The following is a 24,145-nucleotide window of genomic DNA, read 5'->3' on the forward strand; positions in this document are numbered from 1 at the left end:
AGCTTTACCCCCCTAACTGTCACTTTTTCACTGATTACTGGTTACTGTTTACTGATAACTGATTTATGTGGCATCCTGACGCTTATCAAGCTTTAATTGCCGAGAATTATCCTCAAGTTGCGGCAATCTACGAGGAACTAATCGATAACAATCCCGAAAATATTTCTGACTATTGGTACTTGGGAGTTGCCTATCTTCTGCAAAATTTAGAAGCAGAGGCGCAGGTGATGTGGCAAAATATTTTAAGAGGAGGTAATCCGGAAGAAGTTAAGCAATGGCAAGCAGAATTAGAAGCGGTTTTAGACGCAGAAGCGCGACGACAACAAAGAAAAGGTGATCTGGCAGCTGTAGAATATTTTCGCTATCATCTACAGGAAATTGTTCCCAAGTCAATTAATAATTTATTAGCTTTATTCGACTTAGCTTTAGATTTAGAAATATTTGATCCTGAAGAACTACTTAATTATCCTATTCAAGACAATCTCAGATATAATCCCGATCGAGAATTACTTTTAAATGTAGTTCTCAAAAGTCTTTTATATCCCCACGAATTAACTTTAGATTTAGCTCAAGCAAGTTTACCCTACCTAGGAGAATTAGCCGATAGTTTTATCCCGCAAGCTTTTCAGATATCAGCACGAGTCACCAACGAGCAACAAAGTCCCGCTTTTGGAGTAGAAATTATTAAACTTTGTCTGCAATTAAGACCAAATGATCTGAGTCTTTTGGAACAATTGGTTAACCTTTATATTTTAGCAGAAGACTTTGATAATTCTTTGATAACTGCCTATCAGTTGCGAGAAATTTGTCTAACTCCAACCCTAAAGTTATACAGTAATTATCTAATTTTGTTAATACTTTTGCGCTGGGGAGTTTGGCAAGAAATTGATCATATTTATCAAGAATATCAGAATTTATTACAGGAATTAACCCGTCGGAAAAATATCACTTTAGAACCGATTATTAAAACTAGCTTTCTCAATGTTTCTAGTCCCCTACCCTACCTAGGCGATCGAGCCTTAGCCAATCGACAATTAACTAATCGCATCGCCGAAATTTTCCTTGATAATAATAGTTTAAAAACTCCTTTAGTTACAAGCAAAAAAGCTCCAGAAAAACTAACGATTGGTTATCTTGCCAGTACCTTAAAACATCATTCTGTCGGTTGGTTAAGTCGTTGGTTAATTCACCATCATGATCGAGAAAAATTGCAAATAGCCATCTATACTATTAACCAAGAAGAAGATGAAATTACCCGTCAATGGTTCCGGGATAGCCGAGATATTATCCGTCATTTTCCCTACGCTCAAAATCCCCTAGAAGTTGCCCAACAAATTCAAAAGGATCAGATAGATATTCTAGTAGATTTAGATAGTTTAACCCATAATCTCACCAATCAGATTATGGCCCTGAAACCCGCAGCCAAACAAGTGACTTGGTTAGGTTGGGATGCTTCTGGATTAGCAACTATTGATTACTATATCGCCGATCCCTACGTTTTACCCCAGCAAGCGGAGGAATATTATCGAGAAAAAATCTATCGTTTACCAGAGACATATTTAGCAGTGGATGGTTTTGAAATCGGCACTCCCAATCTCCATCGAGAAGATTTAGAAATTCCCCCCGATGCTACCATCTATTTTTCCGTACAAAGTGGCATGAAACGCCATCCTGATACTATTAAACTTCAGATGAAAATTCTCGCACAAGTGCCTAATAGTTATTTTCTGATTAAGGGAGTCGGTAAGACTGAAAAAATTCAAGAATTATTTACTGAAATAGCGATTCGGGAGGGAGTTAATCCCCAAAGATTGCGATTTTTACCGAGAGCTATAGATGAATATACCCATCGCGCTAATTTACGGATTGCCGATGTGGTATTAGATACCTATCCCTACAATGGCGCTACCACCACCTTAGAAGTTTTATGGCAAGGAATCCCTTTAGTTACATTGGTAGGAGAACAATTTTCCGCCCGCAATAGTTATACTTTTATGATTAATGCTGGGATTGAAGCCGGAATTGGCTGGAATGAGGCAGAATATATCGACTGGGGAGTAAAATTAGGACTCGATCGCTCCCTTCGTCAAGACATCAGCCATCAACTGTTAGGAAATCGTGACACAGCCCCCCTCTGGCAAGGGAAAAAATTCGCCCAAAATATGGAAAATGCCTATGTAAAAATCTGGGAGGGAAGTTGATAATGAGAAAGTTATCCGCAATCAATAAAGTATCGAATCTGGGTAAGAAAAATTCAACTAATAGGAGTTTAACTGATGACAGCCGCAACTGAAAAAGATTTAAAAAGATTAGAGGATTTAATCATCGGCATTGCCAACGGACAGAAGGCGATCGAAAACCGACTAACCACCATGGAAAACGGACAGAAGAATTTAGAGTTAGGGCAGTCGGAAATTAAAGGCGATATCCGAACCCTAGACGCGAAGATAGAGGGTTTAAGCGATCGAGTTAAAGTTATAGAGAACGCGGCGGGGAAAACCTCCGATCTCGCCGAAAAAGTCGGAGAATTGAAAAACTGGAAACAGATCGGGGTAGTGGTGATCACCGCTTCGCTCAGTTCGATCTAGTCCTAGGTTTTAAAAATTGCCCAAGAAGACAGGTAATAATTATCCCCAAAATACTCTAGGGAGTAACCTAAATAACCAACCTTAAAAAAACTCTCTGCTACACTTGAGTCAGTAGATGCACCCTGATGAAAAAGGAGAGTCAAAGAAAAGCTCTCCTTTTTTTTTGAGAAAGCAATCCGGGTGGATTTAGCCGCGGTTAGCAGGTAGTTTCGCTTTGCGCGCCATGTCTTTGAAACCATTCAAACTTGGACCGGGGCGACGGCGAGACATACTAGGAGTAATCAAGTATTTTGTCGCAAATTCCACTTCTTGCGGCTCTACTTTGCCGTTAGTAGCGGCTACGGGTGCCGGTGCGCTCACAGGAGCGGCGGGAGTTTCTTTTACTTGCTTTTCTTTCTTAACAGAAGTTTTTTTGGCTTTTTTCTCGGCTACAGGGGCGGCAGCAGACTCGACAGCAGGAGCGGGAGCTTCCACAACAGGGGCGGCTGCTGCCGTGGTTGCTGTCGCTTTTTGTTCACCATCGGTTTCTTTTAGTTCTAGGTAAAAGTCAGATTTTTTGCCACCAAAGAGATTTTTTAACATCGGGGATCACTCCGAGAGTTGGGAAAATGTAAAAGACTAGGTATTTTAAAATTTATCATTGACCGGGATCAGGCAGCAAACAAGATTATTCTCTTGACGATTTGCCTCTTTCATCTATTTTTCTCTGGATAATCCCTACCAGAAAAAAGTTTTAAAAACAAGTTAAATTTACAAAAATTAACAAAAATCTAGAACGAGAAACCCCGACGCAAACAAGGGCAAAAACTGCTGGAGACTTTGCTGACAAAGTCTCTAGATTATTTAGGGTTTGCTGAATAAATCTAAAAACCTTGTTGGATAAGGTTTTTAGACTTTTTTTCCCTCAAAAAGTGCCGACCATTGGAGTGATTGGGGGGAAAATTCAGGTACTTTTTCCCTGAAAATTAGGTAGTTGACCACCTGAAAATCGATAAAACCCCACACCCCACACCCCACACCCCACACCCCACACCCTGCCCCCAGGAAAAACTTTTTCAGCAAGCCCTATTTATTGGGGATTTGGTCGGATTTAGCTGGCTGCGGGTACACGACTGCCGCTAACTCCGGGTACAGGACCACGACGAATATTGGTTTCCGTTTCGATGGGAACGAATTCAATATGATTGAGGAGGGTAGTAACGAAAGCAAAGAGTAAAAAAGGCAAAGAGAGGACGACGACTAACCCCACGGTAGCGAGGGCAAAAATTTGTCTAGTGCTACTCCAAAGAGCTAGAGTGGAAGCCAGAGTAAGAAAAATAACGATTAACCAAACGATTATTTGTCCGTAAATATCTCCGAAGGTGAGGGTGCAAACCATGCGATAGTTACGAAAATCCTTATCCATAACAGTAAACCCGTAGATAGTTAGTTATTGTTTTAGGGTAAGTCTATAATCGTCACCTTGGTCAATATTTAAAGGTTTTTATAAACACTTGTTGATAAATCTTTACAATTCTGCGCCGAGCGGGTAGCCAAATCTAGAAGTAAGAGGGGTAAGCTAAGACGCATTTAAACCCTTATTCTTAGATTAGCCGAATCCCCCCCTTGCCCCCCCGACGTCGGGGGGGCAAGGGGGGGTTGCCCCTTGCAAGAGTGCCTCTTGCCTCATCTCAACAAACTATTTAAGTTACCGGGCAGCTTATTGTTTGGTTGCTCTCCTCAGAATTGATAAGAATTGCTAAGAATTACCAAAAAACTTGCCAAAATTTTGGCGAACGCTCTTTACAATTAAGTTAGAAAGGCAAGGAGGAGCAAGCCTAATGAAAACTTTTGTTGAGCGTTATTGGTCTTGGTTTAATTGGACAACCTTAGCCATGGTTGTTCTCGGTTTCTGGTTAAGTGCCAGTTTCGTCATCGATTTAATCATTATCCCCAGCTTATCCGTAGCTGGCATGATGACGCAAAATGGCTTTGCCAGTGCCGGTTACTTGCTATTTGGTATTTTTAACCATCTGGAATTAGTTTGTGCGGCGATTGTGCTGTGTAGCTTTGTTGTCTTCCACCGCTATCATACCTTAATCCATCTCCCCGAACATCGATCGCTTCTATTGGCCGGTGTTCTCTTGGTAATCACCCTAATTTACACCTATTTTCTCACTCCCAATCTGAGCGCTATGGGTTTACTGGCTCCCGTTACTGCGTCGGGAATGTCGGGAGAAATGATGTCCTTGCAGATTGGTTACTGGTTTCTAGAAGTGGTTAAAGGTTTAATCGCTTTCACCCTGTTGCGCTGGTGTTGGCGAGATGCCTTTAAGTTAGCTTAACTAAGTAATAGGACAAAATTAACTTCTTGGTTAGGATTGGCAAAAGGAGGCACTCATACAAGAGGTAGTTAGATATGTGTAATTAATTCTGTCTAGCTACTTATTAGCGGCAATATCGCGGTTATCTGAATAGTGAGGTAAGAAGCTTTCGGTATTAGGGAATAGGCAATCTTACGGCTTTTTCCCCCTTCCCCAGTGCAGTCTTAACCAAGTGATTTGATGTGCCGACAGCTTACCCCAAAGCAGACCAAACTTCTAACTTACTAACCACGCGACGAATCACCTCATCGGTAAACTCACTCATGGTCATTTGGCCCCCTAAATCGGGGGTTTTTTTGCCCTCGTGAATAGTTTCAAAGACACTTTCATAAATTGCCCGAGAAGCTTTGCGCGCTTCGTTAGTTTCGATATAACCTAACAAAGCTGCCGAGGCTAAAATCATCGCCATGGGATTAGCGATATTTTTGCCCTCTAAAGCGGGGGCCGTGCCGTGGGGAGCTTCTGCCATAATAGTTTTAACCGCTAAGGTCTCCTCATCAAATCCCAAAACTAAACTTTCGGCCCCAGCAATACTGCCATAGAGTTGCAAGACAAAATCAGATAATAAATCGCCATCGCGATTAAGTGCTGGAATCACCAAAGCTTCGCCGTCGGTTTGTAAAAGTAGGGCAAAAGTTGCATCAATTAACAGGGGTTGATAACGCACTTCCGGATGTCTTCGGGCCGCCGCGTCTAATTCCTCTTTAAACATCCCTTCGTAGGTGGCACTGACAGTGAATTTTGGGCCGCCAAATACCCGCGCCCCGGTTTTTTTGGCCTGTTGAAAGGTAAACTCGGCCACAGCGCGACTGGTAGCCCTAGAAATGCGCGAGGTACGATAGGCAATTTCATCGCCGGTGGCGGTGGTTTCTCGCCATTCTTTGGCCCCGTAGGCATCGTCAACGGCCATGCGGACAATGGCAATGGGAGAATAAACGCCCCCAATCGGACGAATACCGGGGATACGGCGACCGATGCGGAGAATTACCTGAGAATTCATTGCTTCTCTTAAAATAGCGTTGGGACTGCCCACATCTCCTTTGATTTCTGGGGTAATAGTGGCGGCTTTGAGAGCTAATCCGGTTTTTAGAGTCGCTTCGGCGGCCTCATGAACCACTTGATTGTTACTCTGGCGACGTTGGGCTAAACTAAGATCAAAATCGGCAAAGTTAACCGGTTGACGAATTATCGAAGGTTGTAATACTCTCAGGGCTTCTAGTAATAGTTCTTCTCCAGTTTGGTCGCCGTGCATGACCACAATGGTGGGGATATTTTCTGTCATAGTTTTTGAGTTTTAATAAAAATTTTCAAGTATATCTTAATGCTTAATTGGCTGGTTAATCGGCTAAAAAAGATACTTTTTACCTTAATTAATTCTGTAATTTTATCAATCTTGCAGAAAAAGATATATAATACCAAATCTGGTTATTAAAAACTGATTATTTATTCTCCCTTTTGCATGAGTGCCTCTTGCCTTTTGCCCCCTGCCTAGGCCTTTTTCAGCAAACCCTAATTAATATTAGGCCCGATCGCTAATTTAATTAGCAATCGGGCGGTGGTGAGAATTAATTAACCCAAGATTTAGAAAGCTTGTTCAACTTCGGCAATTTCGGGAATCACTTCCCGGAGACGACGTTCGATGCCCATTTTTAGGGTCATGGTGGAACTGGGACAGGAACCGCAAGCGCCTTGAAGACGCAGTTTGACGACTGGCCCGTCGATTTCGACTAATTCCACGTTACCACCATCCGCCATCAGGTAGGGGCGCATTTCATCTAAAACTTGTTCGACGTTATTGGGAGTCAGTGTTAAAGACATAATCAGCTTCTGGTCAGAGATTTATTACAGTGTAGTTACTTCAATCCTAACGCTTTTTGGGCGAGGATAGCCCTTAAGCTTCTAAAAGCTGTAGATTGATAAAAGTAAATTCTGTGGTGGATTTTTCGCCCCCCGCTTCGATTGCATTAATCACTTGACAGGAGGGTAAATAATAATTACCGATTTTTTCGTAGGTTTCCTTAAAGTCACGTTTTCCCTTTAATTCATCGGTTTTGGCATTGCGGAAAATGGCATTATAGCGAATAGAAATATAACCTTCTCCCGTATCGAGACTTTCCTCGGTATTAATAGTAAAAGCCATCGGTCCCATAACTCGACTGACTTGACAGATTTCCTGGCCGCGTACTTTATAATTAGACCCCATAGCATCGCCCGTGACAAGAATTTCTACCGCACCGGTGGGATCATCTTGCCCGAAATTAAACTGGTTTTTGCCGTGGGAAGCCTCAAAATTGCCTCTTTTGCGATGAGTAACGATGTCGCGCATTTGATTATAGATACTTTCTTGCACTTTCTCGTCATCAATGCCCGTTACTTCCACACTATAATCGGCATTAACTTGAATTTTGCCCGTATGCACTTCCTCCCCTTGGCTGAGGATAATATCGGCAGTGTAACCGGGGAATCGTTCATCCCAAGTGTAACGGTTTTCGTAGGCGGAGCGGAAAATATCTCGGGCGTTCGTCGTGGCTACAGTCATAATCGCTTTACTTGTGTTGATAACTCCATTTATATCATTGTCGCTGATTTTTTCGCCTCTGGCCGAGATTTCTAGAAAACTAGATGAATTTCACAGCTTAGGGAAAAGTCAGTTAGAATGGGTCAATGACCCGTCCCTTGCTCGATTGCCATAAATCTAAATAAGCAAAAAATAAACATGAGCAGTTATGACAAAATTAAGTCCAAAAGTTAATGCAATTATTCGTTCTGGTGAACAACAAGGATATGTAGGTGAATGCGTGGAAATTTCGATTGTCACCCAGGGAAATACCTTAGATGAGGTGGTTAATAATCTCCAAGAAGCCATTTTACTGCATTTAGAGGGAGAAGACCCCAGGGAGTTCGGTCTAGTTGCCAAACCTTCTCTACAGATTATATTTGAGTTACAGCCAGAATATGCCTAAGCTGAAACAACTATCCGGCAAAGACATTATGCTGTTCTTAATTTAAATTGCTTGTTGAGACGAGGCAAGAGGCAACCCCCCTCCGACATTGGGGTAGGGTTGATTCATGAATCAACCCTACTATTAATCAACCCTACTATTAATCAACCCTACTATTAATCAACCCTACCGACATCGGGGGGGTTTAAGGATAGGCGGTTAAAATGCGTCTTAGCTGATCAAAAAATCGGGCTAAAATAGAAAAAACTCACCCTCAGCGATCACGGCGATGGCAGAAGAAACAGCGAAAATCAAGCTTTATCGGAAAACCTATCAACTTCCCCAACTAAATCGCCCCGATTTATTAATTTTGCAGGATCAGATTCAAGAAAGACAGCAACTGATTAAAACCGGAAAACGGGTTCGCAATACATGGTTAGGATTGAGGAAAAAAGAAGAACCCCTCAATTTCGAGGAAACTTTTCAAGAATTGGAAAGATTAGTCGAGGACTATAACCAGTTAATCAGATTTCTCACCGACCATAAGGATGAATACCGGCGGTTTTTCCGGTCACTGACCGAGGAAATCAAGGAGTCCGTGGCGGTTAAATGCCAGAAATTGGCAGAAACAGAGCGAAAACGCCAATCTTTGGAGAATAGCATCGGCTCGGCTGAACTGCGAGATACCCTGAGACTACAGAAACAGCAGATTTTCCGCACCGTGATTCTCGTTGGTCGCGCCAGCTTGCTCATGCTCAAGAAAATCGACCTAATCAGCGAAAGTATCCAGAAATTAGCCGAAGATCACTTTACCAAATTGCGGGTTAAAAGTTGATAGAGTAGCCTAGTCTCGTAAAACAGCAAGCGACACAGCCCATCCTTACCCAATGCCTTAAAACTTGCTAACTCTTTCCTTTTCTCGATTCTTTGACCATTTTCGTGGTCGTAATAGATATGAATACGAGGATTAAGCCAAGAATGCTTAAGTTTACCAACAATCTCGGTTTTAGCAGGTTTATTCGGGCAAATAGTCACCAGTGCGTGAGCGTACAAGTGAGAGCGCATTAAGTCGGAACCTTTCCAGGACTTTTTCACCTTGTCCTGTTTTGCTGAGGTATCACCAGAAATCTGATAAGTAGTCGTGCAAAATTAATTTCCTAGTGAAGATAGGCAAGAGGCACTCTTGCAAGAGGCAAGAGGTGTTTAGATATGTGTAATTAATTTTGCTTAGGTACTTAGGAATATCCTAAGCCTAGATAAGCCTGAAACTTTCTCAAGCTGATATCGTGATCACCTCTAAAGTAAGGTTTACCGTTGACTAAAAATCTTTCGATAGGATAGCAGTGTAAAAGCAACAAGCTTTTAGTCACCGTACCAAAAAGAAACTGGTCAAATACTTGGCAATAAAGCTTAAATTGTTCCAGTTCTAGAATCTCGCTTAACTGTTGTTCTTTGTCTGCAATTCTATCCTGATAGGCGACAATATCCTTAGCTAATAGCTGACTAAACTCACTAATTCCAGTCCCAACCGTGTTTTTAATGCGCGAGTTATTTCTCAGTCCGGCAATATGTCCTAATGTAGGATTAAACCCATTAACTCCAATGGGTGCGGCTCTTTTAGAAAGACGGATGGCAAGTCAAACAAGCATCGCTGTGTGTCTTGAAGTAGTAGAACAACAAGCTTGAATCACAGTTGTGAGCAAAGGAACACCATCTTGATACAAAGCCCGATGATGCCGTTGATGCTCTTGCTGTAAATGAAAGTGCCAATAATCAGGCCAATCACCGCTAACCTGAAGGGAGCGAAGACGTAAAACCGCCTCAGTACCCTTGAGACTCCATCTCGCCCCCGTAATGTCCATGCGGTCTTTAATCAAGTAACGACAAGCCCCCTCAATTACCCCCGTAGCAATGGGAAAACCTGCCGCCAAATAATCTTGATAGCGGAGATAATCGCGATGATTAAGCAAATAATTGGCACATTTATCCACAGAAGTGCGTTGTTCGTCCGTCAATTTCAGCCGAGTAGCACAACCACCCATCGCGGCAGCGACAGAACTCGATTTACCTTCAAGAATACGCAGTAAACGTTCACTCACCCAATCTTCGGCTGCTTGGCTACTGGGAGCATGAAACACAAAGGCTGCTTTCCAGAGATATTCAATCAGATGAATCAGGTCGAGAACAATTGTCAGGCGGATGTCGTGTTTTTGAGCCAATTCTTGGAGTAGACGTAATTGTGTCTGATTACCATCAACTAAGGCAACCCAGTTTTTTTGTTGATGGGGGTCACGGGACAAAGCTTCGTCAAAGGCCACGGAAATTACGGTTTCGGGTTCTTTGACCAAACTCGCCCATACCCGCTTGGCTTGTGGTCGAGGACGCTTGCTCCCCTGATCGGGTTTGGGATTGACGATTTGTGCTGCGGTACGGCTCAATGGGTTAATGGTATAAACCGCCGCTACGGTAGCCATCCGCTTTGAGTTGCGCTTTTCTCCGGCTGTTAAACGTTTTTTCAGCTTTCTTTGTCCGGCTATGGCTCTTTTCTGGGTGCTAGGACGCAAATCTTCTCGTCTCATCGGAAATTTTGGGTCTGAAACCCCGCCGTTCTATAGCAAAGAGCGGGATAGTTAGGACATATGGCATAGAACGAGTTAGTTAGGACAGATGCCTGAAGGCTTTACTCACAGCATCCACAAGGTTTTCACTATCATTGATAATCTGACTATGGCATAGAACGAGTTAGTTAGGACAGATGCCTGAAGGCTTTACTCACAGCATCCACAAGGTTTTCACTATCATTGATAATCTGACTAACATAGTTTTTCAATCTAGCCCAGAACTTTTCAATTTTGTTGAGGTCTGGAGAATAGGCGGGTAAAAATAGCACTTCACATCCCGCTTTAGCTAACAATTTTTTGATTCTCTCTTTGGGATGAAAACTGGCGTTATCAATGATGATAATTTGACCGGGTAGTAGTTCGGGTAATATGGCATAGAACGAGTTAGTTAGGACAGATACCTGAAGGCTTTACTCACAGCATCCACAAGGTTTTCACTATCATTGATAATCTGACTAACATAGTTTTTCAATCTAGCCCAGAACTTTTCAATTTTGTTGAGGTCTGGAGAATAGGCGTGTAAAAATAGCACTTCACATCCCGCTTTAGCTAACAATTTTTTGATTCTCTCTTTGGGATGAAAACTGGCGTTATCAATGATGATAATTTGACCGGGTAGTAGTTCGGGTAATATGGCATAGAACGAGTTAGTTAGGACAGATGCCTGAAGGCTTTACTCACAGCATCCACAAGGTTTTCACTATCATTGATAATCTGACTAACATAGTTTTTCAATCTAGCCCAGAACTTTTCAATTTTGTTGAGGTCTGGAGAATAGGCGGGTAAAAATAGCACTTCACATCCCGCTTTAGCTAACAATTTTTTGATTCTCTCTTTGGGATGAAAACTGGCGTTATCAATGATGATAATTTGACCGGGTAGTAGTTCGGGTAATAGCAATTGTTCTATCCACTCACACACCAACTCTGTATTACAGTACCCCTCAAACACCATTGGCGCGATCGTGGAACCACGCCACCAACCGCTGATCACACTAACTCGTTCGCTACAGTGACCTAACTTTAAAGCCTCAAATCTTTCTGATTTGTGACAATATCCATAAGGATAATCGATGGTGTTATCTATTCCAGCTTCATCAATATAGACAAATCTTTCCGGGGCATAACCTCTGATTTTTTGGAGAAACTCTTTTCGGGCTTCTTCATCTCTTTCTCTGTAGCCATAAGTTTTTTTTTACGGCTCTTCGGTAATTGTTATGCAAATAATTAACTTAAAATAAAATTCGATGATAGTGCTTACGCTCAAAAATAGCTGAAATCTATACAGGGAGAAATTTTAGACACAAACAGGTTAATACCAAAAGATAGACAATTGAGTTAAGATTTAATATAATAGCCAAAAACCAGAGTATTTTACTTATGATACTTGACAAATTTTTGAACCTAGAAGGAACCTCTATTCAAGGCTATCGACACCTAGAAAATGTCGGTATAGTTTGACGAATCGAATCGAAAAAGAAAAAAGCAATCTGTCCTCGTTGTGGGTTAGAGAGCGATAAACTACACCAAAATCATCGACATTTAGTCAAAGATTTACCGCTCTCAGGCCAACCAGTGTACCTACAAGTTAATCGTCGTCAATTTAAGTGCGATAATTGTCAGAAGCCCTTTAGCGAAGAGTTAGATTTTGTCGCCAGTAAACGAACCTATACGAAAAGACTAGCCGAGAATATACTTGAACAATTAAAATCAGGAGATATTTTAAATGTTAGCCGAAGAAATGACGTAACGGAAGAAGAGATTCAAAGAATGCTAGAGGACATCGCTGAAGAAATTACCGAGCCAGATTTATCGGAATTAAAAAGACTAGGAATTGATGAAATCGCTCTAGTGAAGGGACAAAAAAATTACTGTGCAGTTTTAGTAAATTTAGATACGGGAAAACTAATAGCTATTCTAGAGAAGCGAACACAAGAGGAGTTGAGAAAAACGCTTACAGGCTGGGGAAAAGAGGTGTTAGAGCCAATTGAAGAAGTGAGCATAGACCTTTGGTTGCCCTATAAAAATTTGGTGAAAGAATTGATGTCATCGGTTGAATTAGTCGCCGATAGATTCCATGTAATGAAACAAATTAATCAAGAGTTAGACGAACAGAGAAGAGCAGAAAAAAGAGCCGTAGAAGCGCAGAAAAATAAAAAACAGAAAGCGGAAAAAGAAGCGAAGCTAGAAGTTTTAAAGCGAAGTAAATATAGCCTATTAAAAAATGAAGAAGATTGAACGGAACCCCAAAAAATTAAACGAGAAGCTATCAAAGAAAATTGGCCAAATTTGAAAAAGATGCCGGAATTAAAGGAAGAATTCAGAAAGATTTATGAAACCTCAGAGAATCCGACAGAAGGACTGCTATCTATCTCGGAATGGTTGGCAAAATCCTCCATTGTTTTTACCAAGAGTTGTCAAACAATCCGAAACTGGTTTGGAGAAATCATTAGTTATTTCGAGCGAAGAACAACGAATGGATTAGTCGAGGGAATCAACAATAAACTTAAACTAATAAAACGGCGAGGCTATGGCTTTAGAAACTTTCGGAATTTTTGGGTTAGAAGTATGTTATCTTGGCATCTTGTCTGTTGATTTAGCATAAAGAGTAACGAAGAGCCTTTTTTTCTAGTAAATCCAATTCTTTTGAGCGCTTGACCAATTCTCATCCTACTGACTGGGTTAGCCCATTTTTGCGCCATTTTTTCTTGGGTCAAATGCCCATATTGTTCGGCCAACTTTTGAAAGGCTTCTAAATCGTCAATTTTGGGCTTCGGCCCTCGACGATAGTTAGTTTTAGCGGCCACCGTCCCAGTTTGTTTCTTCCGTTTCAGCCATAGGTCTAATGTATTACGACTAATATTGAGGGTGCGACAGACATGGCTTTTTTTCTCCCCTCGCTCTACGGCACTCACTGCTTTCTGTCTTAAATCATCACTATAGGGTGCTGCCATGAAAGCTTCTCCTCATTTCTTTTTCTCTATTATGTCCTAACTATCCCGCTCTTTGCTATAACATAGTTTTTCAATCTAGCCCAGAACTTTTCAATTTTGTTGATATCTGGAGAATAGGCGGGTAAAAATAGCACTTCACATCCCGCTTTAGCTAACAATTTTTTGATTCTCTCTTTGGGATGAAAACTGGCGTTATCAATGATGATAATTTGACCGGGTAGTAGTTCGGGTAATAGCAATTGTTCTATCCACTCACACACCAACTCTGTATTACAGTACCCCTCAAACACCATTGGCGCGATAGTGGAACCACGCCACCAACCGCTGATCACACTAACTCTTTCGCTACAGTGACCTAACTTTAAAGCCTCAAATCTTTCTGATTTGTGACAATATCCATAAGGGTAATCGATGGTGTTAAGTAGTCGTGCAAAATTAATTTCCTAGTGAAGATAGGCAAGAGGCAAGAGTGCCTCTTGCAAGAGGTGTTTAGCAGAAACGTTGAATCCTGTAATAAAACTTTACATTGACAAGCATAATACCCCTATAACATCAAATTTTAAATTGAATAGACAATCCTCCGGAACCAGTGTACATAGCTAATATGTTGACACATGAAACTCTGTAAATAGCGCAGTTTGTCTAATAAGCTTTTCCCAAATCCTTCTTCAATATCTATTAGCTGTAGAATCAGATAAGCGATAATGCAACTATAGATATGTAGGCGGATTCCGTTCTCGTTTTTAGTGATTAGATTATCCAACTTTAGATGCATTTTTAAAAATTTCCACAGCAGTTCTATTTGCCATCTTTGGATGTAAATTTCGGCAACTTCTTCATTACTAACTGCTCCTTCTCCTTCTAGAGGTAAATCTGTCGCCAGCCGAAATTCTGTTTGACTTTCTAGGTCGCAAAAAGCGACTACTCTTACTTCTATTTGTCTTTTATCTTTTCCGAGTTTACACTTGCCATTTTCGAGCATCTCTAGGCTAATATTATTTTTCACTCTCAAGACAAAATGCTTGTCACTACTCTCTAATAATTCGGTGATTCTTTGATTAGACGCAAATCCTCTATCCATTGCTCCAACTCCATTTACAGGAATTGCTTCTATCGTTTTTCCTCCTTCTTTTGAGTCATGACCTTGACCAAAATGGATGAGTATTCCGACCACCTCTGTTGTGATACTATTAAGACCAGAGAATAGTTTTACTTGATGCCATCCCTGGGACCATAGTAATTTACTGGTTAAGCTAATTATTGTTGAGTCAATAGGAAATAAAGCTCGCGCATTCTCTATTCCTTTTTTGGCAACTAAACGCTTATTTAATTCGACAATGACTTTCTCAAATGGACTTGTTTCTCTAATTTTGCTTGCCTTAGAAAATGTGGATAAATTTACATTAATTCCTTGAAGTACCATTCTACTGCATAAGTCCCTCATACTGACGATGCTTTTATCTAAAGCAAAACCAATCCAACAGGACAAAAATGTAAAAGTATCTAAAGCGGGGTAGTCATTTTTAGGCAGTGGTTTGAGAAGCTCTTTTATGAGTTTTGAAAAATTCGTCATCAGGGCAAACTCCCTATTGTGAGGGGAATAAGTTGTCTAGATTCTATCTATAATAGCATTTTTTTTCTGACTTTTCTCAACGTTCAACACTTCTGGGTGTTTAGATATGTGTAATTAATTTTGCTTAGGTACTTATCTATTCCAGCTTCATCAATATAGACAAATCTTTCCGGGGCATAACCTCTGATTTTTTGGAGAAACTCTTTTCGGGCTTCTTCATCTCTTTCTCTGTAGCCATAAGTTTTTTTTTTCTAGTAAATCCAATTCTTTTGAGCGCTTGACCAATTCTCATCCTACTGACTGGGTTAGCCCATTTTTGCGCCATTTTTTCTTGGGTCAAATGCCCATATTGTTCGGCCAACTTTTGAAAGGCTTCTAAATCGTCAATTTGGGGCTTCGGCCCTCGACGATAGTTAGTTTTAGCGGCCACCGTCCCAGTTTGTTTCTTCCGTTTCAGCCAGATGTCTAATGTATTACGACTAATATTGAGGGTGCGACAGACATGGCTTTTTTTCTCCCCTCGCTCTACGGCACTCACTGCTTTCTGTCTTAAATCATCACTATAGGGTGCTGCCATGAAAGCTTCTCCTCATTTCTTTTTCTCTATTATGTCCTAACTATCCCGCTCTTTGCTATAGGTTGGCTTTACGTTAGAATTAAAAGGCCAGTCTCGAAAACCAAGTGGACGGCGCAGCACCGTTCGGCTGAGCTCACGGCCGAAGCCTTGAAAACTCGGCTTAGGGGGTTCCGACCAGAAAAGCTTGGCCGGGTAAAAAGTCGCGCGCAACAAGTACAAGAAGCTATAGGCGGTCAACGTACCGTGGGACACACGGAATCGGGCTTCTGAAATGGGGCGAAAGTCTGTGGACTCTGTGTAAGACAGTACATGGTTTTTTAACTGTGGTATGCGACGGTGGTGGAAGCAGAAACTTAAATCGTGAGGTTTAGGAATCGCCGCACTTTTAGGGCGGCGAGGATGTCAAGACGACACCTTTGCCCTCAACACTAATGACCAGGATTTCGCCTGTTTCTTCATCGGGCTGTGACTTTGCTTGTTGTGCTTGATAGAACTCGTCAAAGTCACAAGCACTTGAGAGTGCTATTTCTTCTACTTGACGCTTCGCTATTTGGGCTGCCGTTGTCTTCTTGATGATTTCTACTGTTTGATTGAATCCGTTCAAGGCGGAGGCTGATGCTACTCTTTCTGATAGTGTATGTGAGTATTGTTCTGGTGGTAGGTTTAATTCCCCATCCAAGGGGTGAAGACTGCTCATTTTCCTACCTCCGTAACCAATTCGTCTGACTACTACTGTGCCAAAGATTGTGGTTAATTGCCTTGTTTGTTTCCGCTTATGGGTTCTTTTGATGCCGTCACTTCCGCAATAGTCCCCTTCGATTTCTTCGTTGCCGCGCCTGTCTAGGTAGCCGGCGTTGCAGTCGTCTTAGGAGTTCGTTGCCGTTGACTTGGAGCTTGTTTTCTAATTCGCTATGCTCCAGACCACAAACCTGGTCTGAATTCAGCCATTCTACCATGTCTTCAAATAACTCTCGTGCTTCTGTGAAACATCCGCCTTCTTCTCTGCTTACCTCTGACATTTCTGTTCTTGCTCTCCTAAACTCTCGTGCTTCGTTGATTTTTGCTCAGGATACCATCTTTTTAAAAGAGCCACACCCAATTAAAATCTTTCTGATTTCAAGCTACTGGCAATAGTCACCGATCAGTGATCAGTGATCACTGATCACTGATCACTGATCAACTTATCCCAACGCCTCGAAGATTTTAAACATGGGCAGGTACATAGACAGAAGAATAGTTCCCACCATCCCGGCAATACCAACCATCATCAAGGGTTCAATGATACTGGTTAAAGCTTTAACGGCCTGTTCCACCTCATCTTCGTAGAAATCCGCCACTTTCATCATCATGGCATCTAATTCTCCCGTTTCCTCGCCAATACTAATCATTTGAATTGCTAAAGCTGGAAAAACATTGGCTTTTTGTAGGGCCAAACTCATCATTCCCCCCTGCTGAATTTCCGCCTTGGCACCAGCGATCGCATTGGCAATTACCTGATTACCCACCGTATTACAAACGATGTCGAGGGAACTTAAAATTGGGACACCAGAACGCGTCAGAGTCCCAAAAACCCGGCAAAATCTAGCCACAGCCGACTTTTCATTCAAATCACCAAAAAGAGGCATTTTAAGGAAAAAATGGTCAATTTGCAGACGACCCATCGGGGTTTTGTAATAGCGACGCAGTAAAAAAACCGTGGCAGCAATGGTAACAATCGGGATTAAAATCAACCAACTACGCATCACACCACTTAAAAAGAGCATAAATTGCGTTAAAGCTGGTAGTTCCACCTTTAAATCGGTGAAAATTTTCGCAAACACGGGAATTAAAAAGATGGTCATCCCGAAAAACACAATTACCGCCAAAATTCCTACCGCTACTGGATAGGTCATCGCTGATTTAATCTGGTTTTTCAAGCGGGCCATGTCTTCCAAAAGTTTCGAGAGACGGTTGAGCACTTCATCGAGTACCCCCCCCGTCTCTCCAGCTTCGATCATACTGACATAAAGTTCATCAAAACATTCGGGATGTTTGGCCATCGCTTCCGATAACGGACTCCCTTGCTGTACCTCAGCACTAATCGCTTGTAGGGCTTTTCTCATCTTGGGATTACCGCATTGATCCCCCAAAACTCCCAAACATCTCACAATCCCCACACCAGCATTAATCATCACCGAAAATTGACGGGAAAAAACCGCTTTATCTTTGATGGAAATGCTGGCAAACATCAACTCTAAACCGGAAAGATCGATCTCTACTCCCGCTTTTTTGACTTTACCGACGGTAGCATATTTCGCCTTCAGCATCGTCCGGGCCTGATCGGGAGACATGGCCTCAATTTTCTCTTGGAAAACTTTTCCAGATCTGTTTTTAACTTGTGCGACAAAAGTAGGCATAGGACAAATCAATTATCAGTTATCAATTATCAGTTATCAATTATCAGTTATCAGTTATCAGATTGGAGTTTTAACTGGGTAGATAGTGTTAAGTGAAAACTTCGGTACTTTCTTTTCACTGATTACTGGTTACTGTTCACTGATAACTGATAGGGGCTGACGAACGCTTAAAGGTTACTATTTGTTATTAGAGCCTGGCTTTAGTTTTAACATTAGCGCTGGCCCCAGCGACAAGACGTTGTAATTCATCGGGTTTACCACTTTTAGAAATTGCTTCTTCAAAGGAGACAACACCGCTAACAACTAAATTAGCTAATCCCTGTTCCATGGTTTGCATTCCTAACTTCATTCCCGTTTGAATTGCTGAGTAGACTTGGGGGGCTTTTCCTTCGCGAATTAGGTTAGCGATCGCTGGAGTTACCACCATGATTTCCTGTACCATTGCCCGGCCAAATTCCCCCGGTTTAGGATTTTTTTTCTTGACTAGGTTTTGACTAAAAACTGCTAGTAGAGAATTGGATAACATGGCGCGAATTTGTGCCTGTTGGTTAGCAGGAAAAACGTCAATAATCCGATCCACTGTTCCCGCTGCCGAGCTAGTGTGTAGGGTTCCGAAGACTAAGTGACCGGTTTCCGCAGCCGTGATTGCCAAACTAATTGTTTCTAAATCCCGCATTTCTCCCACAAGGATAATATCAGGATCTTCCCGTAAAGCTGATTTTAATGCGTTAGCAAAACTCTTGGTATCTTCTCCCTTTTGTCTTTGGTGAAACAAGCTTTTTATATTAGAAAAAACGTATTCAATTGGGTCTTCTACCGTTAAAATATGCTCGGAACGAGTCCGATTAATTAAGTCTAAAATTGCCGCTAAAGTGGTAGTTTTTCCTGAACCTGTTTGGCCGGTTACGAGAATTAATCCCCTCGGTCTTTCCGATAATTCTCGGACTACTTCTGGTAAATTTAATTGTTCAAAGTTAGGAATTTTGGAGGACAAAGCGCGTAAACAAGCTGCATAAGCACCCCTTTCTTTATAAACATTGACCCTAAATCTTGCTAATCCTTTTACCCCGTATGAACAGTCTAATTCCCAATTCTGCTCTAACTCTTTTCTTTGAGTATTATTGAGCATACTAAAAATCAATCTCTGACAATCTTGCGGGGTTAAAGATTCTTCATTAATCGGGGACAGTTTGCCACTAATGCGAAAATAGACCGGCGCCCCAGACTGAATGTGCATATCGGAACCGCCCATCTCGACCAATTGTTGCATTAAATCTTCGATCATTTCCATGGCTTAAACTCCATCTCTAAGGTAAAATCATTGAACAGTAAACAGTAACCAGTAATCAGTAAAAAGACCTTAGGAAATTGCTATTTAAGACTACTCACTTAATACTCCTTACTTAAAACTCAAATCTTATAACTGATAACCGATAACTGATAACTGATACCTGAAAAACTGTCTTAATCACTAAATCGTGGTGTCATACAATAGGGACAATCGAGCCATTCTGGTTGTAGTTCGGCGCGACAACCACGACAGGTTAAACCGCTTTTCCGTTTGGCTTTTAATTCCGCTTCCAGACCAGAATCGGTAAATGTCACCCGTTCCACTTCTTCGAGGGTGGTGTAACCCTCCCGCACCAGATTTAAACTGTAAGCTAGGAGTGTCACCATGCCCTCATCGACGGCCGCCTCCTTAATGCGATCGGTGGTTGCTCCTTGGTTAATTAACTGCTGCAGTCGTTCACTATTTTGCATTACCTCATAGACCCCGACGCGACCTTTATAACCGCTGCCACCACATTTGGTACAAAGATTACCTTGATCTCGCGCCTGTTGAATTTCCTCTATGGTTAGGGTATTAGCCTTATAAAAGGTCACTTCCCGTTCATTGGCAGCGGCAAGACCAAAACGGGCTAATTCCTCTTGGCTGGGGTGATAGGCGACTCGACACTCGGTACAGACGCGCCGCATCAGACGCTGGGCCAAGACTCCCAAGAGAGAACCGGAAATCATAAACGGTTCAACCCCCATTTCATCGAGGCGAGCGATCGCACCTGCGGCATCGTTAGTGTGTAGGGTAGTTAAGACCAAGTGACCAGTTAAGGCCGCCTCGATCGCTGTTTTGGCCGTCTCCTTGTCCCTAGTTTCTCCCACCAGAATCACATCCGGGTCTTGTCGCATGAAGGCCCGGAGAATCGAGGCGAAATCCATGCCTTTTTCGCGAATTACCTGTACCTGGGTGATGCCTGGTAGAGAATATTCGATCGGGTCTTCGGCTGTACTAATATTAACTCCGGGGTGATTTCTTTCGGCTAAAACCGAGTATAAACTGGTGGATTTCCCCGAACCGGTCGGACCTGTAACCAGCAACAGACCAAAGGGACGACTGGCCAATTCCCGGACAATTGCCAGGGTATTTTGATCGGTGATCAGTTTATCTAAACCCAACTGGGTAGCTGAGTTATCGAGAATCCGCAAACAGACTTTTTCGCCATAGCGACTGGGCAGGGTATTAACCCGAAAATCCACTTTCCGCCCTTGATACATCCGCCGAATTTTACCATCTTGGGGAAGACGACGTTCGGCGATATCGAGATCGGCCATGATTTTAAAACGGGCAGTGACCGACGGGGTAATTTTTTTCGGCAGCGGCTCAAAAGCTTGATAAAGAACTCCATCTCTGCGAAAGCGAATTTTCAGGAATTCTTCTTGGGGTTCGATGTGAATATCAGAAGTGCCTTCCTGCAGGGCCTTAGCTAGAATTTTATTGACCAGGTTGATGACGGGGGCTTGATTAGCGTCCCCCACCCCGAGATCATCGGCCACTTCATCGTTAGGGACATTGCTGAGCACATCGATAGTGCCGACAATGTCGGTGATATCCGAGAGTTTTTCCAGTTCTTTTTCTTTTTCGAGTCGGGCTTTTTCCTGTTCTAGTTGCGATTGGGCCTGGTGGAATTTTTCCAGTAATCTTTCATAGTCCTCGCTGGTAATCACTAAACGCTGTATACCTAACTCCCTGGGGCGGAGAATACGATTGATATCGTCGCTAGCCTCTAGGTTGTCAGGATCGACCATGGCTATCAAAATCGTAGTTGCCTCTCCTTTGATCTGTCCCAGGGGGATGAGACGATAGCGACGACAAAGATCGATGGGAATCAAAGAATCGATCAACCGGGCTATTTCCAGCCCATCCACATCGCTCAACTCGGCGTCGATCGATTCAACTCCGTAGAGAATTTTTAATTCAAACAACTGGTTTTTCTTATGCTGTCGCTGCAAATCCGGGGGCAAAGGGCGCCCGGTTAGTTGTTTTAATATTTCTACTAGCGATCGTCCCGATTTCCGTGTTTCCACTAGGGCCTGTTGCATTTGCTCGGCACCGATATAGCCCGACTGCACCAACTTATTACCAAAGGGGGAAAGGTAATTGGGCAGGGCAACGGCACGAGTTTTCTTGGAAGAAAATGTCATAGACTATTCTTAACCTCTCCACTACCCTTGATTATCCCCAATTTTCTCAGTAAAATTACATCCTAGCCAAAATTTTTCTAGATCACTGACAACCTATTGGGGTCGCTTATATATTAGGGGTCGAGAAGGTCGTCGCCCCCATCCCCTCCCCTTCAGAACCGGGCCTGTGACTTTCCTCTCACAAGACTCCTAGCTTGACTGCTCCCTTATTAAGGATACAGCTTGAAACCGATCGAGTGCCGTTTTATCATCATGACAGTGGCGCTATAGTAATTAAACTTTTCTGATGGGGTAAAATATCGCCCGCACCAGTTACACTTAACCTTTTTGCTTTATTCTGTTATTCTGACCTCCCCGACCGACGACCGACTCCTAACCCGATCAGCAAACTTTTTCAGCAAACCCTACTGGCTGAATAAATCTAAAAACCTTGTGAGATAATATCTTTAGACTTTTTTGCCCTCAAAAAGTGCCAGCCATAAACCCTACTTAATTTCTACTGGTTCTAAATTATCCGCAGGAGTAAAACCAAAGAGACGGGAATAGAAATAAAATTCTGCATCTAATGCTCGTTTGATCGATTCAGCTTGACGAAATCCGTGTTGTTCTCCCGCAAAGGGAACGTAAGCAACGGGTAAACCTTTCGCTTTTAAAGCTTCTACCATCATTTCCGCTTGATTGGGTGGAACCACTCGATCTTCTAAACCTTGGAAAAAGATCACCGGACAGGATAACTGAGCAGTAAAATGAATAGGTGATCGCTGATAGTAAATTTCCTTTTCTTCAGGATAACGTCCCACCAATTTATCTAAATATCTCGACTCGAATTTATGGGTATCGGTGGCTAAAACCTCTAAATCACTAACTCCGTAATAACTAGCTCCTGCTTTAAAAGTATCATGAAAAGTTAAGGCCGCTAAAGTTGTATAACCTCCGGCGCTGCCTCCAGAAATTGCCAATCTTTCCCCATCGACTAATCCCTGATTAACCAAATATTTTGCCCCGTTGATGCAGTCTTCCACATCGACAATTCCCCAATTTCCCAGCAAACGCTGACGATATTGACGACCATAACCCGTACTACCGCCATAATTGACATCTAGATAGCCAAAGCCGCGACTGGTCCAGTATTGCACCCTTAGACTTAAACTAGAGGTGGCCGCGGCCGTCGGCCCACCGTGACTTTTCACTAAAAGGGGCGGTAATTCGCCATTGGGGGCGGTATAATCGGGGTTTTGGGGGGGATAATACCAAGCAGATGCCGTTAGTCCCTGACTGGTGGGAAAAGCAATCATTTCTGGAATCGAGAAATAATCGCTAGAAATAGTTAAATTACTGGAAGATTTGAGAATTTCTCTCGTTCCTGTGGCTAAATACAGTGAGATAACCGCGGTTACTTCCCTGAAAGAACCGCCAATAAAAACTATTTTGCTCTCGCTAACTTGTAGGGAAGAAATGTTAGTATCAGCAGTAATAATTTCTCGGAATTCTCGATTAAGAGTATCGATACTTCCTAAATACCAACGGCCATCTTTTGTATAACTACAAATAATCTGGGATTCCCCAGCAAAGCCGTAGTTAGATAAACCAAAAACCCAATGAGGATAGGCAAATTCAGCCTCGATCGGTTCAAGAACTGGTTCGATTTGTTCATCATGGTTAAAGCAATAAAAATTCCAGAAATCATTGCGATCACTGGTAAAATATAACTGTTCATCGGCAGACCAGCGCGGTTCACATACTGACTCATTTTCACCACCAGCAATGACCCGAATATTACTCAAATAAAGATTATTAATATCCGCCACCCAAAGAAAAGAACTATCCCAGGGCATATTAGGATGATTCCAACTAATCCAAGCTAATCGAGAACCGTCGGTGCTTAGGCGAGGAGAGGTATAAAAATCATCGCCAGATACTAAAGTTTCTATTTCTCCCGTATCCACATCGATGCTGACAATACTATTAACCGGTTCCCGATCTTTTTGGCTATGATCTTCACAAACACAGATTAAACGATTGCGAAATTCATCGAGAATTAAATCCGCATAACGACAGGAATTTTCTCGGGTCAGAGGTTGGGGTAAACTATCAGCAGTTTGGCGATAAATTCTTTGGTCAGCAAAATTACAAAAATAGATAATTCCGGCAACAATTAGATAGGAACCTCCCCCGTATTCATGGACACGAGTTCGCACATTAAAAGGTGCTGGGGTGATGTCTGGGGTTGTGCCGTCGGGGTTTAATTTAACTAAAACATTTCGCCCCTTTTCCTGTGGTCTGCCTTCTAACCAATAAATATCTTCTCCATCTAGAGTTACACCGCCAAGACTAATCGATTCTGCCACAATTAGATCGGAGGTAATCGGTGATTTCCAGGAACCGTAAGCTGATATTTGATTAGACATTTTCTACTAAAGCAGTGATCTTAATGGTGAACTAACTTGATCAGAAACGCTGATCAATTAAGAAAATTTCGAGTAAACAGGACAAGGTAGAGATTGGTTGCATCCCTACCTAACTCTCTGTTTTTCTGCAATCGGAGCGGCGGGATTCGAACCCACGACCCCTACTACCCCAAAGTAGTGCGCTACCAAGCTGCGCTACGCCCCGATATTGAACCTTAACCATCATAGCGATAATCGCAGCATT

The 24,145-nt window shown here is 42.3% G+C and carries 21 protein-coding genes, 1 tRNA gene and 4 pseudogenes; 6 read left to right on the forward strand and 20 right to left on the reverse strand.

The annotated features are described in order from the left end of the window. Nucleotides 1-65: 65 nt before the first annotated feature. Together RAM70_RS11225 and RAM70_RS11230 are read left to right on the forward strand one after the other, a co-directional pair. Entirely contained in the window at nucleotides 66-2,201 is a 2,136-nt protein-coding gene (locus tag RAM70_RS11225; protein ID WP_312673781.1) for an O-linked N-acetylglucosamine transferase, SPINDLY family protein, read from the forward strand. A gap of 75 nt (nucleotides 2,202-2,276) precedes the next feature. After that, the gene (locus tag RAM70_RS11230) at nucleotides 2,277-2,588 is read left to right on the forward strand and encodes a hypothetical protein (protein ID WP_045358362.1); all 312 of its coding nucleotides are present in this window, start codon (nucleotides 2,277-2,279) and stop codon (nucleotides 2,586-2,588) included. A 186-nt stretch (nucleotides 2,589-2,774) separates the two neighbouring features. Here RAM70_RS11230 and RAM70_RS11235 read toward each other — a convergent pair whose 3' ends face one another. Both RAM70_RS11235 and RAM70_RS11240 read right to left on the reverse strand, forming a co-directional pair. Then, on the reverse strand, nucleotides 2,775-3,170 hold the full coding sequence (locus RAM70_RS11235) for a hypothetical protein (protein WP_045358361.1): 396 nt from the start codon (nucleotides 3,168-3,170) through the stop codon (nucleotides 2,775-2,777). A gap of 508 nt (nucleotides 3,171-3,678) precedes the next feature. After that, on the reverse strand, nucleotides 3,679-3,993 hold the full coding sequence (locus RAM70_RS11240; protein ID WP_151696429.1) for a hypothetical protein: 315 nt from the start codon (nucleotides 3,991-3,993) through the stop codon (nucleotides 3,679-3,681). Nucleotides 3,994-4,408: 415 nt separating this feature from the next. On the opposite strand from RAM70_RS11240, the gene RAM70_RS11245 reads away from it, so the two are divergent. Further along, nucleotides 4,409-4,912 (forward strand): hypothetical protein, encoded by a 504-nt coding sequence (locus RAM70_RS11245; protein ID WP_045358360.1) that lies wholly within the window; start codon nucleotides 4,409-4,411, stop codon nucleotides 4,910-4,912. 232 nt (nucleotides 4,913-5,144) lie between these two features. On the opposite strand, the gene RAM70_RS11250 is transcribed toward RAM70_RS11245, so the two are convergent. From RAM70_RS11250 to RAM70_RS11260, 3 genes are all read right to left on the reverse strand, one after another. Next, nucleotides 5,145-6,233 carry an isocitrate/isopropylmalate family dehydrogenase gene (locus tag RAM70_RS11250; protein WP_312673785.1) on the reverse strand — a complete coding sequence of 363 codons (1,089 nt, stop codon included), beginning with the start codon at nucleotides 6,231-6,233 and terminating at the stop codon, nucleotides 5,145-5,147. Nucleotides 6,234-6,532: 299 nt separating this feature from the next. Continuing rightward, nucleotides 6,533-6,769, reverse strand: coding sequence for a NifU family protein (locus tag RAM70_RS11255; RefSeq protein ID WP_002735229.1), 237 nt, complete (start codon nucleotides 6,767-6,769; stop codon nucleotides 6,533-6,535). A gap of 73 nt (nucleotides 6,770-6,842) precedes the next feature. Next, a complete protein-coding gene (locus tag RAM70_RS11260) occupies nucleotides 6,843-7,490 on the reverse strand; it encodes a DUF3386 domain-containing protein (protein WP_045358358.1) in 648 nt (215 codons plus the stop codon). A gap of 187 nt (nucleotides 7,491-7,677) precedes the next feature. On the opposite strand from RAM70_RS11260, the gene RAM70_RS11265 reads away from it, so the two are divergent. Further along, nucleotides 7,678-7,914, forward strand: coding sequence for a type II toxin-antitoxin system HicB family antitoxin (locus tag RAM70_RS11265; protein WP_045358357.1), 237 nt, complete (start codon nucleotides 7,678-7,680; stop codon nucleotides 7,912-7,914). Nucleotides 7,915-8,182: 268 nt separating this feature from the next. Next, nucleotides 8,183-8,725, forward strand: a pseudogene (locus tag RAM70_RS11270) (formylglycine-generating enzyme family protein); the annotation flags it as partial. Here RAM70_RS11270 and RAM70_RS11275 read toward each other — a convergent pair. The 5 genes and pseudogenes from RAM70_RS11275 to RAM70_RS11295 form a co-directional block, all read right to left on the reverse strand. Further along, nucleotides 8,698-8,988, reverse strand: a complete 291-nt coding sequence (locus RAM70_RS11275) for a hypothetical protein (protein WP_288002499.1) — start codon at nucleotides 8,986-8,988, stop codon at nucleotides 8,698-8,700. The pseudogene RAM70_RS11270 and the gene RAM70_RS11275 overlap by 28 nt on opposite strands. A gap of 542 nt (nucleotides 8,989-9,530) precedes the next feature. Beyond that, nucleotides 9,531-10,472, reverse strand: a pseudogene (locus RAM70_RS11280) (ISKra4 family transposase); the annotation flags it as partial. Between the two features lie 167 nt (nucleotides 10,473-10,639). Beyond that, on the reverse strand, nucleotides 10,640-10,885 hold the full coding sequence (locus RAM70_RS11285; RefSeq protein ID WP_376750906.1) for a transposase: 246 nt from the start codon (nucleotides 10,883-10,885) through the stop codon (nucleotides 10,640-10,642). A 17-nt stretch (nucleotides 10,886-10,902) separates the two neighbouring features. After that, nucleotides 10,903-11,148, reverse strand: a complete 246-nt coding sequence (locus tag RAM70_RS11290; RefSeq protein WP_312675893.1) for a transposase — start codon at nucleotides 11,146-11,148, stop codon at nucleotides 10,903-10,905. A 17-nt stretch (nucleotides 11,149-11,165) separates the two neighbouring features. Beyond that, nucleotides 11,166-11,648 carry an IS630 family transposase gene (locus RAM70_RS11295; RefSeq protein WP_235614858.1) on the reverse strand — a complete coding sequence of 161 codons (483 nt, stop codon included), beginning with the start codon at nucleotides 11,646-11,648 and terminating at the stop codon, nucleotides 11,166-11,168. Nucleotides 11,649-11,893: 245 nt separating this feature from the next. Between RAM70_RS11295 and RAM70_RS11300 the strand changes: the two are divergent. Continuing rightward, nucleotides 11,894-13,108, forward strand: a pseudogene (locus tag RAM70_RS11300) (ISL3 family transposase). On the opposite strand, the gene RAM70_RS11305 reads toward RAM70_RS11300, so the two are convergent. The 10 genes and pseudogenes from RAM70_RS11305 to RAM70_RS11350 all read right to left on the reverse strand — a co-directional run bounded on the left by RAM70_RS11305 (nucleotide 13,042) and on the right by RAM70_RS11350 (nucleotide 24,106). Then, nucleotides 13,042-13,467, reverse strand: coding sequence for an IS630 transposase-related protein (locus RAM70_RS11305; RefSeq protein ID WP_312672158.1), 426 nt, complete (start codon nucleotides 13,465-13,467; stop codon nucleotides 13,042-13,044). The pseudogene RAM70_RS11300 and the gene RAM70_RS11305 overlap by 67 nt on opposite strands. A gap of 29 nt (nucleotides 13,468-13,496) precedes the next feature. Further along, nucleotides 13,497-13,907, reverse strand: coding sequence for a transposase (locus RAM70_RS11310; RefSeq protein ID WP_312675803.1), 411 nt, complete (start codon nucleotides 13,905-13,907; stop codon nucleotides 13,497-13,499). A 119-nt stretch (nucleotides 13,908-14,026) separates the two neighbouring features. Next, nucleotides 14,027-15,043 (reverse strand): IS4 family transposase, encoded by a 1,017-nt coding sequence (locus RAM70_RS11315; protein ID WP_312675755.1) that lies wholly within the window; start codon nucleotides 15,041-15,043, stop codon nucleotides 14,027-14,029. Nucleotides 15,044-15,176: 133 nt separating this feature from the next. Beyond that, nucleotides 15,177-15,617, reverse strand: a complete 441-nt coding sequence (locus RAM70_RS11320; protein ID WP_312673191.1) for a helix-turn-helix domain-containing protein — start codon at nucleotides 15,615-15,617, stop codon at nucleotides 15,177-15,179. 403 nt (nucleotides 15,618-16,020) lie between these two features. Continuing rightward, nucleotides 16,021-16,636: pseudogene (locus RAM70_RS11325) on the reverse strand (ISKra4 family transposase); the annotation flags it as partial. A 162-nt stretch (nucleotides 16,637-16,798) separates the two neighbouring features. Further along, entirely contained in the window at nucleotides 16,799-18,013 is a 1,215-nt protein-coding gene (locus RAM70_RS11330; protein ID WP_045358354.1) for a type II secretion system F family protein, read from the reverse strand. 187 nt (nucleotides 18,014-18,200) lie between these two features. Next, nucleotides 18,201-19,304, reverse strand: coding sequence for a type IV pilus twitching motility protein PilT (locus RAM70_RS11335; protein WP_045358353.1), 1,104 nt, complete (start codon nucleotides 19,302-19,304; stop codon nucleotides 18,201-18,203). A 173-nt stretch (nucleotides 19,305-19,477) separates the two neighbouring features. Then, nucleotides 19,478-21,493 carry a GspE/PulE family protein gene (locus tag RAM70_RS11340; RefSeq protein WP_045358352.1) on the reverse strand — a complete coding sequence of 672 codons (2,016 nt, stop codon included), beginning with the start codon at nucleotides 21,491-21,493 and terminating at the stop codon, nucleotides 19,478-19,480. Between the two features lie 485 nt (nucleotides 21,494-21,978). Then, nucleotides 21,979-23,901 (reverse strand): S9 family peptidase, encoded by a 1,923-nt coding sequence (locus RAM70_RS11345; protein ID WP_312673786.1) that lies wholly within the window; start codon nucleotides 23,899-23,901, stop codon nucleotides 21,979-21,981. A 131-nt stretch (nucleotides 23,902-24,032) separates the two neighbouring features. Beyond that, nucleotides 24,033-24,106: transfer RNA gene (locus RAM70_RS11350), tRNA-Pro, on the reverse strand. Nucleotides 24,107-24,145: the final 39 nt, after the last annotated feature.

This window comes from Microcystis wesenbergii NRERC-220, assembly GCF_032027425.1.
Lineage (GTDB): Bacteria > Cyanobacteriota > Cyanobacteriia > Cyanobacteriales > Microcystaceae > Microcystis > Microcystis wesenbergii_A.

What these genes read in the sequence shown, in the direction of transcription:
- RAM70_RS11225 (WP_312673781.1), top strand. Translation starts at nt 66, where the DNA reads ATGTGGCATCCTGACGCTTATCAAGCTTTAATTGCCGAGAATTATCCT.
- RAM70_RS11230 (WP_045358362.1), top strand. Translation starts at nt 2,277, where the DNA reads ATGACAGCCGCAACTGAAAAAGATTTAAAAAGATTAGAGGATTTAATC.
- RAM70_RS11235 (WP_045358361.1), bottom strand. Translation starts at nt 3,170, where the DNA reads ATGTTAAAAAATCTCTTTGGTGGCAAAAAATCTGACTTTTACCTAGAA.
- RAM70_RS11240 (WP_151696429.1), bottom strand. Translation starts at nt 3,993, where the DNA reads ATGGATAAGGATTTTCGTAACTATCGCATGGTTTGCACCCTCACCTTC.
- RAM70_RS11245 (WP_045358360.1), top strand. Translation starts at nt 4,409, where the DNA reads ATGAAAACTTTTGTTGAGCGTTATTGGTCTTGGTTTAATTGGACAACC.
- RAM70_RS11250 (WP_312673785.1), bottom strand. Translation starts at nt 6,233, where the DNA reads ATGACAGAAAATATCCCCACCATTGTGGTCATGCACGGCGACCAAACT.
- RAM70_RS11255 (WP_002735229.1), bottom strand. Translation starts at nt 6,769, where the DNA reads ATGTCTTTAACACTGACTCCCAATAACGTCGAACAAGTTTTAGATGAA.
- RAM70_RS11260 (WP_045358358.1), bottom strand. Translation starts at nt 7,490, where the DNA reads ATGACTGTAGCCACGACGAACGCCCGAGATATTTTCCGCTCCGCCTAC.
- RAM70_RS11265 (WP_045358357.1), top strand. Translation starts at nt 7,678, where the DNA reads ATGACAAAATTAAGTCCAAAAGTTAATGCAATTATTCGTTCTGGTGAA.
- RAM70_RS11305 (WP_312672158.1), bottom strand. Translation starts at nt 13,467, where the DNA reads ATGGCAGCACCCTATAGTGATGATTTAAGACAGAAAGCAGTGAGTGCC.
- RAM70_RS11320 (WP_312673191.1), bottom strand. Translation starts at nt 15,617, where the DNA reads ATGGCAGCACCCTATAGTGATGATTTAAGACAGAAAGCAGTGAGTGCC.
- RAM70_RS11330 (WP_045358354.1), bottom strand. Translation starts at nt 18,013, where the DNA reads ATGCCTACTTTTGTCGCACAAGTTAAAAACAGATCTGGAAAAGTTTTC.
- RAM70_RS11335 (WP_045358353.1), bottom strand. Translation starts at nt 19,304, where the DNA reads ATGGAAATGATCGAAGATTTAATGCAACAATTGGTCGAGATGGGCGGT.
- RAM70_RS11340 (WP_045358352.1), bottom strand. Translation starts at nt 21,493, where the DNA reads ATGACATTTTCTTCCAAGAAAACTCGTGCCGTTGCCCTGCCCAATTAC.
- RAM70_RS11345 (WP_312673786.1), bottom strand. Translation starts at nt 23,901, where the DNA reads ATGTCTAATCAAATATCAGCTTACGGTTCCTGGAAATCACCGATTACC.